The organism is Acidovorax sp., from assembly GCF_046314175.1.
Lineage (GTDB): Bacteria > Pseudomonadota > Gammaproteobacteria > Burkholderiales > Burkholderiaceae_C > Acidovorax.
On sequence record NZ_JBKBXG010000122.1, the window covers coordinates 1 to 12,002 of the forward strand.

12 protein-coding genes are annotated in these 12,002 nt (G+C 64.7%); 4 read left to right on the top strand and 8 right to left on the bottom strand.

The window, feature by feature from the left end; all coding sequences use genetic code 11:
* The 5 genes from kynU to ACK4OE_RS23295 form a co-directional block, all read right to left on the bottom strand.
* On the bottom strand, nt 1-1,288 hold a 1,288-nt coding region (kynU, locus tag ACK4OE_RS23275), incomplete at its 3' end, for a kynureninase (RefSeq protein ID WP_409888559.1).
* Between the two features lie 89 nt (nt 1,289-1,377).
* Nucleotides 1,378-2,028 carry an arylformamidase gene (kynB, locus tag ACK4OE_RS23280; RefSeq protein WP_409888561.1) on the bottom strand — a complete coding sequence of 217 codons (651 nt, stop codon included), beginning with the start codon at nt 2,026-2,028 and terminating at the stop codon, nt 1,378-1,380.
* A gap of 107 nt (nt 2,029-2,135) precedes the next feature.
* Entirely contained in the window at nt 2,136-2,468 is a 333-nt protein-coding gene (locus tag ACK4OE_RS23285) for a YkgJ family cysteine cluster protein (RefSeq protein WP_409888563.1), read from the bottom strand.
* A gap of 36 nt (nt 2,469-2,504) precedes the next feature.
* Complete coding sequence (locus ACK4OE_RS23290) at nt 2,505-3,935, bottom strand: sensor histidine kinase (RefSeq protein ID WP_409888565.1); 1,431 nt, start codon at nt 3,933-3,935, stop codon at nt 2,505-2,507.
* Nucleotides 3,932-4,597 (bottom strand): response regulator transcription factor, encoded by a 666-nt coding sequence (locus ACK4OE_RS23295; protein ID WP_409888567.1) that lies wholly within the window; start codon nt 4,595-4,597, stop codon nt 3,932-3,934. Before ACK4OE_RS23295 ends, ACK4OE_RS23290 begins: the two co-directional genes overlap by 4 nt.
* 202 nt (nt 4,598-4,799) lie before the next feature.
* On the opposite strand from ACK4OE_RS23295, the gene ACK4OE_RS23300 reads away from it, so the two are divergent.
* The 3 genes from ACK4OE_RS23300 (at nt 4,800) to ACK4OE_RS23310 (ending at nt 8,594) form a co-directional block, all read left to right on the top strand.
* Entirely contained in the window at nt 4,800-5,780 is a 981-nt protein-coding gene (locus ACK4OE_RS23300; protein ID WP_409888569.1) for an N-acetyltransferase family protein, read from the top strand.
* Between the two features lie 134 nt (nt 5,781-5,914).
* Entirely contained in the window at nt 5,915-8,119 is a 2,205-nt protein-coding gene (locus ACK4OE_RS23305) for a TonB-dependent receptor plug domain-containing protein (protein ID WP_409888571.1), read from the top strand.
* Between the two features lie 70 nt (nt 8,120-8,189).
* Nucleotides 8,190-8,594, top strand: coding sequence for a hypothetical protein (locus tag ACK4OE_RS23310; RefSeq protein WP_409888573.1), 405 nt, complete (start codon nt 8,190-8,192; stop codon nt 8,592-8,594).
* Nucleotides 8,595-8,628: 34 nt separating this feature from the next.
* On the opposite strand, the gene ACK4OE_RS23315 is transcribed toward ACK4OE_RS23310, so the two are convergent.
* From ACK4OE_RS23315 to ACK4OE_RS23325, 3 genes are read right to left on the bottom strand one after another with little or no spacing between them, the layout of a single operon-like run.
* Nucleotides 8,629-9,321, bottom strand: a complete 693-nt coding sequence (locus ACK4OE_RS23315) for a hypothetical protein (RefSeq protein WP_409888575.1) — start codon at nt 9,319-9,321, stop codon at nt 8,629-8,631.
* 17 nt (nt 9,322-9,338) lie between these two features.
* A complete protein-coding gene (gene argF, locus ACK4OE_RS23320; RefSeq protein ID WP_409888577.1) occupies nt 9,339-10,259 on the bottom strand; it encodes an ornithine carbamoyltransferase in 921 nt (306 codons plus the stop codon).
* 25 nt (nt 10,260-10,284) lie between these two features.
* Nucleotides 10,285-11,481 (bottom strand): aspartate aminotransferase family protein, encoded by a 1,197-nt coding sequence (locus ACK4OE_RS23325; RefSeq protein ID WP_409888579.1) that lies wholly within the window; start codon nt 11,479-11,481, stop codon nt 10,285-10,287.
* A gap of 268 nt (nt 11,482-11,749) precedes the next feature.
* On the opposite strand from ACK4OE_RS23325, the gene ACK4OE_RS23330 reads away from it, so the two are divergent.
* A partial coding sequence (locus tag ACK4OE_RS23330) for a DUF3579 domain-containing protein (RefSeq protein WP_409888581.1) occupies nt 11,750-12,002 on the top strand: 253 nt, incomplete at its 3' end.

Genomic DNA, 12,002 nt, shown 5'->3' on the forward strand with positions numbered 1-12,002 from the left:
TGAACTCGGCCTTCTTCCACTCGCCACTCTCCAGCACCTGGCGCAAGTGCTCCACGGCATTCCACACATCCTCAAAGCCCAGGTACAGCGGCGTGAAGCCAAAGCGCAGGATGTCCTTGTGCGGACCCTTGCCCCCATCACCCTTGCGGAAGTCGCCAATCACCCCGCGCGCAATCAGTGCCTGCACGATGGCGTAGGCGCCGCTGCCCTGGCCGTTGACGCCAGCGCCTTCGTCACGCGTCAAACAGACTTGCGAGCCGCGCTGGGCATGTTCACGCGGTGTGGCCAGCCCCAGTCCGTAGCTTGCGCAGCGCTCTTCCACAAGTTTTATGAATAGATCCGTGAGCGCCAACGACTTGGTGCGCAGTGCGGCCATGCCGCCCAGTGCTTCGGCGGCCGTGAACACATCCAGCCCGCACTGCAATGCCGACAGGCTGATGATGGGCTGTGTGCCACACAGGTAGCGCGTGATGCCCGGGGCAGGTTTGTAGTCTGGTGTAAATGCAAAAGGTGCGGCGTGGCCCCACCAGCCAGACAGCGGTTGCCAGAAGCGGTTGGCATGGCGCGGGTGCACCCACACAAAGGCCGGTGCGCCGGGGCCGCCGTTGAGGTACTTGTAGCCACAGCCAATCGAAAAATCCGCGCCCGAACCGTTCAAGTCCACAGGCACCGCGCCCGCACTGTGCGCCAGATCCCACACGCACAAGATGCCCTGGGCATGTGCGGCTGCGGTGATGGCAGCCATGTCGTGCATGGCGCCGGTGCGGTAGTTCACATGCGTCAGCATCAGCACCGCCACGTCGCTGGTCAGCGCGGCGGTGATCTCTTCAGGCTCTACCAACACCAGCTCCAGCCCACGCTCTTTGCACAGGCCTTCGGCAATGTAGAGGTCGGTGGGGAAGTTGCTGCGCTCGCTCACGATGCGCTTGCGGGCCGGGCTGTCTTCGCGGGCGATGTTCAGCGCGGCGCTCAGCACTTTGTAGAGGTTGATAGACGTGCTGTCGGTGCACACCACTTCGTCCTGGCCCGCGCCTATCAGCGGGGCCAGCTGGTTGCCCAGGCGCTGGGGCAGGTCAAACCAGCTCGCGGTGTTCCAGGATTTGATGAGGTCCGTGCCCCATTCGCGCGCCACCACGTCGGCCACGCGCGCAGCGGCGGCCTTGGGCAACACGCCCAGCGAATTTCCGTCGAGGTAGATCACGCCCGCAGGCAGGCTGAAATGCGCACGCAGCGGGGCGAGCGGGTCTTGCGCATCGAGTGCGCGGCAGTTTTCAAGAGTGGTCGTCATGGCGGTTGAGGTTGGTTACTTCTGTTTTGATAGCTGCTAGTGCTTATGGGATAAGCGCTAGAGACTAAAAAGGCTTGAAAATTTTGTTGTCAGAGCGCGCGCAGCACGGCTCGGACCGGCGATGCATCGGCGGTGGTCAGCTTGAGCGGCAGGGCGATCAGCTCGTAGTCACCCTCGGGCACATCGTCGAGCACCAGGTTCTCCAGCACGCGCAGGCCGCGGCGGCGGATCACCTGATGGCTGTCCAGCGTCTTGCTGTCGGCCGGATCGATGCTGGCGGTGTCGATGCCCACCAGCAACACGCCCCGGTCGGCCAGGCGTTCGATGGTGTCGGGGGCATAGGCAGTGAGCTCGCCGTCCCATTGCTCGGGGGCTTGGGCGTAGGTGCGCACCAGCACGCGGGCGGGCAGGGCGCCATCGACTGCGTGGGCAATGTGATCCCAGGCGATCAGCGGGCCGCAGCCGATGGCGTGGATCACGCGGCAGGTGCCGAGGAAGGCGTCGAGCGACACATCACCGATGGTGGCGCCGCTTTCGTCGTAGTGCAGCGGTGCGTCGGCATGCGCGCCCACATGGGGCGACAGCGTGATGGCACTCACGTTGACCGGGCAACCCGGGCCGATGGTGGCGCACCACTGCTGGCTGTAAGCTGTGTCACCCGGAAACACGGGGCTGCTCGCGTGCACGGGCGGCGAGATGTCCCAGAGCGGGCGGGCGTTGGAAGGGTGGCTTGCTGGCATGGGACAAAGTTTGCATGTCCCGGAAAACCCGTGGTGTCGGTTATTTCCAACAGCTTCGGGGTTTTTTGTTGAGGTCTAAACGACCTCTGAATGTCTGAGCTTGCTGATCAGAAGATGAGACCTTCGGCCAGCGGTGGCAACCCGTGCCGTAGGCGCGCCCGGTGACACGCATCGTCCCCCGCCTCGAACTCGCGGCAGGGCGACGGCCGCCATTCGTAAATGCCACAGGCCGCTTTCTCGCCGATCTTGCCGGTGAGCGCTGCGCAGCGTGCAGGCACGTGGTCGGTGCCCCGCATGCGGCAGGTGGTGGCGGTCACTTCCCCAGCCAGACCGCCCGGCACGGTGCCGCCCATCTCCTGCATTTCTTCCACCGCAAAGTCCACACGAAAACTGGCGCAGCAGGCGCCACAGGTCAGGCAAGGGTGGACGGCGTCGGGCATGGCGGGCGAAGTGATGAGTGGTTCGCCTGGTTGGACTCAGGCGCTACGGAGCACGGGAATGCTAACGAAAAATCCCACGCCCTTGCCGTTGATTCCGTCGCCCACTTGCACCTGCCCGCCCATGCGCCGCACGGCCTGCTGCACGATGGCCAAGCCCAGGCCCGACCCATTGGCCGCATGCCCAACGCCCCGGTAAAAGCGCTCGAACACCCGGCTGCGCTCGGTGACCGGAATGCCCGGCCCATCGTCCTGCACAACAAGGTGCAGCAAGGCGCCATCGTGCCGCAGGCCCAGCGCCACGTTGTCGCCAGCCGTGGTGTAGCGCACTGCGTTGTCGATGAGGTTGTGCACGATGGATTCGAACGCGGGCAGGTCCAGCCGAGCGGGCAGGGTGTCGGGCGCGTCCAGCGACAACTCGATCTGCTGCGCCATGGCTTGCGGCGCGGCCTGCGCCAGCGCGGCGCGCAGCCACTGCGCCACGTCCAGGTCGCGTGGTGCGGGGCGCTGCGCTTCATCGAGCGCGGCCAGGTCCAGCAGCTGCTGCGCCAGGTGCGAGGTGCGGGCGATGGCCTGCTCCAGGTGCGCCTGCGCCTGCGTGCGCTCGTCTTCGCTCTGCGAGCGCGCCATGACATGCGCTTGCGCGGTGATCACGGCCAGCGGTGTGCGTATCTCGTGGGCGGCGTCCTGCACAAACGCGCGTTCGCGCTCGACTTTTTGCCGCATTCGGGCCAGCAGGGTGTCGAGCGATTGTTCCAGCGGCTTGAGTTCGCGGTGGCGGGCATTGAAGCCGACGGGTTGCAGGTCGTCAGTGGTGCGGTGGGCGATGCGGTGCGCCAGTTGTTGTAAAGGTCGCAGTCCGTTGCGCACCGACAGCCAAACGGGCAGCAGAACGAAGGGAGCCGCCAGCATCAGGTAGGGCACCAGCGCGCGTCCGTTGTACTGCAGGAAGTTGGAATCTGTACGTTTGGGCTCGATCACCCGTAGGGCCCAGCGTGCGTTGTGCCCCGTGTAGATGCGGTATGCGGTTCCGCCCAGGCGGGCCTCCGTGATTACGCCCACTGCCTCGGGCGTGGCGGGCGGCGGGGTCAATGGCTGCAGGCCGGGCGATGTGAATACCGGCTGGCCGGTGGCGGCGTCTTTCAGCTCATGCAGCAAGGTCCCGGGCTGCAGGCCGACCTGTCGACGGCGGATGTTGGTCCAGTGGTCGGTCGAGGCCAGGGCGACGGAAGCTTGCGATGGATCGGTGAGGCTGGCCAGCGAGTCCAGCACTGCGTCGCCATACTTTTGCAGGCCCGGGTCATAGGTGATGGCCTGCTTGTAGTTGACGTAGTTGTAGCCGAGCAGGACCACCCATACCAGGATGAAGGCTCCCATGACAGATATCACACTGCGACGCACCAGCGTGGGCTCGGCAAGCTTTGTCCAGGCGGTGCGCAAATGGCGTGGAATGGAGATGGGGGGTGTCATGGCTGCAGCAAATACCCGACACCCCGCACCGTGCGAATCAACTCCGCCCCAATCTTGCGCCGCAGGTTGGATACATGCACTTCGATGGCGCCAAAGTCAACCGGCTCGCCCAGTGGGTCGAGCCGCTGCGACAGCACGCTCTTGGATACCACCACGCCCGGCTCGCGCGCCAACTCCAGCAGCAGCTGAAACTCGCGTGGAGACAGATCGAGCGCCGCGCCCCCGCGTTGCGCCGCATGGCGCCGCGGCTCGATCACCAGCTCGCCCAGCACCCAGCGCTCGCTGGCCTGGCGCGCACTGCGGCGCAGCACAGCGCGGATGCGCGACATCAGCTCTGCCGTGGCAAAAGGCTTGATCACAAAGTCGTCCGCACCACCATCCAGCCCGGCCAGCCGGTCTTCCACCGCAGAGCGCGCTGTGATCACGATGATGGGCACCTGCCCGCTTTGGCCGCCCTGGTTGCGCCAGCGCGCGAGCAGGTCAAAGCCACTGCCGTCGGGCAGGGTCAGGTCCAGCAGCACGCAGTCCACGGTGGTGGCGTCCACGGTGGCGGGCGCGTCCACCGCGCGGCGCAGCCATTCGCTGGTCAGGCCTTCGACCTTCAGCGCAGACTGCAGCGCGCGGCCCAGATCCAGGTCGTCTTCGATGAGCAGGATGTGCATGGGGTGCGATTGTGGCGGGTGCGGTGGCAGCTGTGCGTGGCTTGACGCGGCGTCTTTGGCTGGCGTTAAGGCAGCACTTTGCACAATGGCAGCGGGCGCAGCGCAACGTGGCTTGCTCACGGCCGTTTGAGCGAGAAGAAGAACGAATGAATGAATGAATTGAACTGGGGAGAATGCCCTTGTGGGTGATGACCAATCGGTGATGAATTTATCGGCCGCTTCAGGGCTGGTGCTGCGGCCGTTTCGCGGCCCATCGGACTTCCCGGCCATGGCCGAGGTGGCCAATGCCAGCTTTGATGCCGATGGGGTGATCGCGCGGCGCACGCCCGAAGACCTGGCGCGCGATTACGCGGCCTTCACTCAATGCGACCCGTACCAGGACGCAGTGATGGCCGAACTGGACGGCGAGCTGGTCGCCTATGGCCGTTGCTGGCGGTTTACGCAGGCCGACGGGTTAACGCTGCACGCACAAATCGGTTTTGTGCCCGGGCATTGGCGCGAGCGTGGCATCGGCCGTGCGCTGCAGGGCTGGATCGAGCAGCGGAACCACACCGTGGCAGCGCAACACCCGGGCGGCCCGCACGTGCACCATGCCTATGTGCAGCAAGGCGAAGAAGCGCGGGTCAGACTGCTGCAGGCCGCAGGCTATTCGCCGATGCGATACTTCTTTGAAATGCTGCACACGCGGCTGCACGATGCGCCTGCCTTTGCCTTGCCCGCGGGCTTGGAGCTGCGGCCCGCGCTGCCTGAGCACTACCGCGCCATCTGGGACGCGCACCACACCGCGTTTGAGGACCATTGGGGGATGGCGCCGCCGTTGCCACGCGACTACGACACCTGGCTGGAGAGCCATATTTTTCAGCCCGCGCGCTGGCAGGTGGCATGGGACGGCGATGAAGTGGCGGGCCAGGTCCGCACGTATATCAACGAGGACGAAAACCGTCATCTGTCCAGGAACCGTGGTTACACCGAGTTCATCAGCGTGGGCCGCAAGTGGCGCAGGCGCGGTTTGGCAAGAGCTTTGATCGCCCGCAGCCTGCGCCTGTTGGCCGACGAAGGGATGGCCGAGTCGGCACTGGCAGTGGATGGCGAGAACCTGACGGGCGCGAATCGCGTGTACGCGGACTGCGGCTTTCAGGTGGTCAAGCGCAACACGATTTACCGCAAGCCGCTGGAGGTTTGAGCGGGCCTTGTTGGTGCCTGGATATGACTGTCGCTTGGACGCTGCAGATTCTCCACGGCTGGGGGCAAAAGGCACGTGTCTTAGGCTGCCATTAAGCCTTGTCCTCGGACAATCTGCCGCAGAGAGGGGTGTCTATGAAACAAACAACACACAAGTGCCATCGCGTCGCCATCTGGGCGGCGTGCGTGGCGTCCGCGGCAGGGAGTGCAGCCTGGGCGCAGGGCATGCCAGAGGGAACCGGCGGCGCCACGCCGCAACTCGATGGCGTCACGGTCACGGTCACGGCACGCAGGTCGTTGGAGCAACGGTTTTTTGCAGCCGGTTCGCTAGTGGTGGTGGACCGCAGTGACATCGAGCAGATGGGCGCGTTCTCGGTGGCCGATGTTCTGCGCCAGCTGCCGGGCGTGCAGTTGACGCCTTCTGCCGACGGCAGCGTGGAGATCCGCATGCGCGGCATGGAGCGCGGAGCCACGCAGTTGCTCATCGACGGTCAGCGCGTGGGCGGCAAGCGCACCCAGTTGCCCATTGACCAGCTGCCACCCGAGCTGATCGAACGCATCGAGGTGGTGCGCGCACCCAGCGCAGAGTTCTCGGGCGCCACGGGCGGCACGCTCAACATCGTTTTGCGCCAGGCCACCGTGAAGCGCGAAACCACGCTGCGCCTGACCGACAACCACGTGTGGGGGCGCAATGCGGGGCAGGCGTTCTTCTCGCGCACCGGCCCGCTGGGGGCAACGCCCAAGGGCGCCCACGAGCCACGTGAAGCCGAGGCCAGCCAGCCCTGGTCGTACTTCGTCGCAGCGTCTGCGACAGGCCTGCTTCTGGGGTCTGACACGCACCGCAGCACGGAACGTGCCGGGGCTGAAGTGGCGCAGTCAGACACCAGCGCCCGCTACAAGCGCACCGACTACGCGCTGGTGCCGCGCATCAGCGGGAAGCTGGGTGCGGCAGATCAGGTGACGCTGCGGGCAACGCTCAGCAAGGCTGACTTTGGCGGCACAGCCGACAGCGTGGGCAGTGGCGATGGCACGTACGCCCTGAATTCGCAGGAGTCGCACCAATACGACCGGCGTTACCTGCAAGCAGCCGCCGACTGGACGCACGGCTTTGCTGTCAGCAAGCTCGAAACCACTCTGGCCGCCAGCCGCGCCAGCGACACCGTGGACCGCAGAGGCGACCTGCTGCGCAACATCGGCACTGGTGGTGCCGTCGTCACGGACAGCTACAGCTTTGTGGACGACCGTCGCGAGGACGTGTGGAGCCTCAGCAGCAAGTTGACCGGCACGGCCGATGCGCTGCTGTGGAGCGCCGGGGCGCAGTTGGAAGACCGCAAGCTCTTTGTGAGCACCACCGCGAGCGGCGCCCTGCCGGTGAATTCGGGTCTGGACGCCGGCATCCGCCGGTGGGTGGTCTGGGGACAGAACGAATGGGAGCTGCCCGCTAGCACCACGCTCACGCTGGGGCTGCGCGGCGAGCGTGTTGAATTGAACGGCGGAAGCTCTGCAGTGGAGGGCAGTAAGCAATGGAACATCCTCCAGCCATCGCTGCACACCCGCACGCCGCTGTCCGACGACCTGCAGTGGCGTGTGAACCTCGCCCGCGTCACCCAGCTGCCGCGTGTGTGGGACCTGGTGGACCGGGTCATCCCCAGCCAGGGCAGCAACAGCCTGGGCAACCCCGACACCATCGGCAACCCCAACCTGAGCCCGCAGGTGGCCTGGACGCTGGACACTGGTTTTGAGCGGCGCCTGACCAACGGCCACGCAGGCCTGAACCTGTTTGTGCGGCAGATGAGCGATGTGCTGGCGCCCACGCTGCAATTGAACGGATCGCGATGGGTAGAGCAGCGTGCGAACGTGGGCGACGCGCTGGTCTGGGGCCTGGAAGCCGATGCCCGCACGGGGCTCGCATGGCTGGGCCTGGGGCGTGACTGGACGCTGTCGGCCAACGCCAGCCTCTTGCAGTCGCGCATGACCAGCGGGCCCAACGAAGGGCGGCGCATCCCCGGGCAGGCGCGCTACGTGGCCACGCTGACCGCTGCCAAGCCCATGCCGCGCAGCGGCGGCTTGTATGGCGGCGCCACGTTGACCATGACAGGGCGCGCCGACCAGGACATCAACGCCACGCTCACGGGCCAGAACCGCGCGAGCGCCATGCTGGACTTTTACCTGGGGCAGCTGGTGCGCGGCCTGGGGTATTGGCGCCTGGGCGTGTACAACGTGGGCGATGCGCATTTCCGCCGAGATCGTGTCGATGCATCGGGCGCGGTGCCGCTGGTCAGCCGCAGCAGCATGCAGTGGACGCCACGCGCGTACCTGACGGTGGGGACGCAGTTTTGAACGTGGGCCAGGGTGGCGGTGATGCATCCGTCTGCGCCCTCAGGTCGCCAACAGTACGAGAAAGGTCGGCATGAAAACAGGAAATTGGGCAGCAGGAGTTTCTGACCGGCTCGCGGTGCTTGCGGTGGCGGCGTCGCTGTGCAGCGTCATGGCAGCAAGTGCTTTTGCTGCACCGTCTGCTCCGGCAACGCAGGGTGACCCGGGCGCCTCCACTGTGGAACCCGTTTACACGCGGGCCCGCCTGGTGTCGGTGCAGAAGGAGGCAGATGGCCGCCTGCTGGTCCGTTTAAAGCTGCTGCCGCGTTCCAAGATACCGTTTTCCACGCTGACGTTCGTGGCGGTGGATCGGGCGTTGCTGGCTGGAATCCCAGAAGGCGCCTGGGTCAAGTTCACGGCCCGGTCTGTGGAGGGCGAGAACTTGCTGACCTCCATACACGTGGTGGAGGAATGCCGACGTTTTCAACCCTGCGATTGATGAAGCGCCGAACCCGCGTTTCTGAGCCAACGCCTTACTTTGTTTCTGGGCCGTAGAGTCGACCCTCGCTAAGCGCCTCCAGTGCACGGCTCAGGTTCGCGCGCGCCTGCGCTTCATACCGTTGGTAAAACAGGTCCGTGCAGTAAATGCGAGGCCGGTCGAGAAACCCCTGGAGCACCGCGCTGCGCCCGGCAACATAGCGCGGCCAGCGCACAAAAAAATATTCACGCCGCACGTTGCGCTCGAACTGGCGGTACACCGCAACATTCTGGCCGAGGATGGCCAGGTCGATATCGACCACCCATTGCGCATCGCCCGCGAGCGGACCAGGGGTGTGGCGTGTATCCAGAATGTGCTGGTGCACGGTCTGCGCCAGCGCGGCGGGCAGGCCTTGGCTGAGCAGAAAGCGGCTGGCCCAGTCAGCGCTGCGCTCTTCGTTGTGCTTGCTCCACGGCCAGTAGATGGCGTCGTGGTACCACAGGGCCAGAGCCACAGCGTGAGGGTTGTCGAGCGCACCCGGTTGCTGATCCTGCACCATTTTCCCATGCCGCAGGCACGCCCAGAGGTGGGTGGTGTCGTGGTACGCGCGTGGCCAGCGAGCCCAGCTGAGCACCAGGCGCCGCCCTTCTTTGCGCCAGGCTGGTGTATCCATGCCCAGCGCTTGGCCCAATGTTTGCCAATGCGCCAGCAGTTCGGCGCTATGGGCAGGCTGGCGGCGCCAAGGCATGGATGGGGCTTTGGGGCTCAGGCTACCTTGCCAAGCAGCAGATATTCCATGAGCGCCTTCTGCACATGCATCCGGTTCTCGGCTTCATCCCACACCACTGATTGCGGCCCGTCGATCACGTCGGCCTCGACCTCCTCGCCACGGTGCGCAGGCAGGCAATGCATGAACAGCGCATCGGGTTTGGCGGCCGCCATCATTTCTGCGTCCACACACCAGTCGGCAAACGCCTTCTTGCGCTCTTCGTTTTCTGCCTCGTAGCCCATGCTGGTCCACACGTCGGTAGTGACCAGGTCGGCGCCTTGGCAGGCTTCGAGCGGGTCGCTAAAAAATTGATAGCTATCAGCGCTTATCCCACCTGTGCCAGCGGCCAATTTCTCATCAATTTCATAGCCACGGGGCGTGCTGACGTGTACCTTGAAGCCCAGCAGCGCTGCGGCCTGCAGCCAGGTGTTGGCCATGTTGTTGCCGTCGCCCACCCACGCTACGGTCTTGCCTTGGATGGAACCACGGTGCTCGATGAAGGTGAAGATGTCCGCCAGGATCTGGCAGGGGTGGTATTCGTTGGTCAGGCCGTTGATGACAGGCACGCGCGAATTGGCGGCAAAGTCTTCGATCTTGGTCTGCTCGTAAGTGCGGATCATCACCAGGTCCACCATGCGGCTGATGACCTTGGCGCTGTCTTCAATGGGCTCGGCGCGGCCCAGCTGGCTGTCGCCCGTGGTCAGGTGCACCACGCTGCCGCCCAGCTGGTACATGCCGGCTTCAAAGCTCACGCGGGTGCGGGTGCTGGCCTTCTCGAAGATCATGGCCAGCGTGCGGTCGACCAGCGGGTGGTGCTTTTCGTAGGCCTTGAACTTCTTCTTGATGAGCGCTGCACGCTCGAACAGGTAGCTGTATTCGTCGGCGTTGAGGTCGCTGAACTGCAGGTAATGTTTCATGGGCTTGTGTCTCAGTGCCTGCCGATCACTCGGCCAGGATGGCTTTGACCAGCGGGGTCAGTTTGGCGACGATTTCGTCGGCTTCGGCGGGGGTCAGGATCAGCGGGGGAACCAAACGTATCACGCTGTCGGCCGTGACGGAAAGCAGCAGGCCCGCTTCGGCCGCACGGCCAATCAGCGCGCCGCAGGGCTTGTTCAGCTCGATGCCCAGCATCAGGCCCTGGCCGCGGATTTCCTTCACACCGGGCAGGCTGCCCAGTTCGCGCTGCAGGGCCGCGCGCAGGTGATCGCCTACTGTGGCAGCGTTTTGCAGCAGGCCGTCTTCCTCCATGATGCGGATGGTCTCGACCCCGGCCCGCATGGCCAGCGGGTTGCCGCCAAACGTGGTGCCATGGTTGCCCGGCTGCAGCACGTTGGCGGCCTTGGGGCCCGCCACCACAGCGCCCACCGGCACGCCAGAACCCAGGCCTTTGGCCAGGGGCATCACATCCGGCACGATGCCCGCCCACTGGTGGGCAAACCACTTGCCGGTGCGGCCCATGCCGCACTGCACTTCGTCGATCATCATGAGCCAGCCGCGCTCGTCGCACAGCGTGCGCAGCTGCTGCAGGTACTCAATGCGCATGCCGTTGATGCCGCCTTCGCCCTGAATGGTTTCAAAGAACACTGCCACCACGTTGGGGTTCCCTTCGGTCGCCTTTTTGATGGCGTCGATGTCGTTCATGGGCACGCGCACAAACCCTTCGACCAGCGGGCCGAAACCGTTGTGGATCTTGGGATTGCCCGTGGCCGACATGGTGGCGATGGAGCGGCCGTGGAAGGCTTTTTCGTACACAACGATCTCGGGCTTGGCGATGCCTTTGTCCACACCGAACTTGCGCGCGATCTTCAGGGCCGCCTCATTGGCTTCGAGGCCCGAGTTGCAGAAGAACACATTGGTCATGCCCGACAGCTCCACCAGCTTGGCGGCCAGCTGCTCTTGCAGAGGCACGTGGTAGTAGTTGGAGGTGTGGATCAGCTTGGTGATCTGGTCCTGCAATGCGGGCACCAGCTTGGCGTGGTTGTGGCCCAGCGTGTTCACCGCAATGCCGCCTAGGCCGTCCAGGTACTCCTTGCCGTTCACATCCCAGACTCGGCAGCCTTGTCCACGGGCCAGTGCAATCGGCACACGGCCATAGGTGTTCATCACGTGGGGCGAGGCTGCCGGGGTGGTAGCGGTCATGCAGAAATCTCCTGACGGTGCGGTGATGGGTCGGCTTGTGGCCGGTATGAACCCGAAAAAGCGAAGCACGATTCTAGGGGGAGCCCGGTGATCGTCTGTTGATGATTGCGCATTACTGCAATGCCGCGCCTTGCCTGGGTTTGGCTTCTATGTGTAGCGCGGCATAAGGATTAGGGAGTTAGCTCTTATATAAGAGTTAGAATGTCGCGCTGCGGTGCAGCATGCAGTGATCCTGTGTCTGTCACCCTCATTACCACTCCAATCCCCGATGGTTTCCCCCTCCTCCAAAGAAGTCTTCATTCAGGGCATCACCCACGACGGGAAAACCTTTCGCCCCAGCGACTGGGCCGAGCGGCTGGCCGGGGTGATGAGCAGTTTCCGCCCCGGCGGAGCGCGCCCGGGCAGCCATCTGAGCTACTCGCCCTGGTGCATTCCCACCACGCTCAATGGCGTGAAATGTGTGGTGGTGCACCGCGACCTGCAGGGCCACGAGCCCATGGCCTGGGACTTTGTCATCAATT

What these genes read in the sequence shown, in the direction of transcription:
- ACK4OE_RS23295 (WP_409888567.1), bottom strand. Translation starts at nt 4,597, where the DNA reads ATGCACATCCTGCTCATCGAAGACGACCTGGATCTGGGCCGCGCGCTG.
- ACK4OE_RS23300 (WP_409888569.1), top strand. Translation starts at nt 4,800, where the DNA reads ATGAATTTATCGGCCGCTTCAGGGCTGGTGCTGCGGCCGTTTCGCGGC.
- argF (WP_409888577.1), bottom strand. Translation starts at nt 10,259, where the DNA reads ATGAAACATTACCTGCAGTTCAGCGACCTCAACGCCGACGAATACAGC.
- ACK4OE_RS23325 (WP_409888579.1), bottom strand. Translation starts at nt 11,481, where the DNA reads ATGACCGCTACCACCCCGGCAGCCTCGCCCCACGTGATGAACACCTAT.
- ACK4OE_RS23315 (WP_409888575.1), bottom strand. Translation starts at nt 9,321, where the DNA reads ATGCCTTGGCGCCGCCAGCCTGCCCATAGCGCCGAACTGCTGGCGCAT.
- ACK4OE_RS23305 (WP_409888571.1), top strand. Translation starts at nt 5,915, where the DNA reads ATGAAACAAACAACACACAAGTGCCATCGCGTCGCCATCTGGGCGGCG.
- ACK4OE_RS23290 (WP_409888565.1), bottom strand. Translation starts at nt 3,935, where the DNA reads ATGACACCCCCCATCTCCATTCCACGCCATTTGCGCACCGCCTGGACA.
- ACK4OE_RS23310 (WP_409888573.1), top strand. Translation starts at nt 8,190, where the DNA reads ATGAAAACAGGAAATTGGGCAGCAGGAGTTTCTGACCGGCTCGCGGTG.
- kynB (WP_409888561.1), bottom strand. Translation starts at nt 2,028, where the DNA reads ATGCCAGCAAGCCACCCTTCCAACGCCCGCCCGCTCTGGGACATCTCG.
- ACK4OE_RS23285 (WP_409888563.1), bottom strand. Translation starts at nt 2,468, where the DNA reads ATGCCCGACGCCGTCCACCCTTGCCTGACCTGTGGCGCCTGCTGCGCC.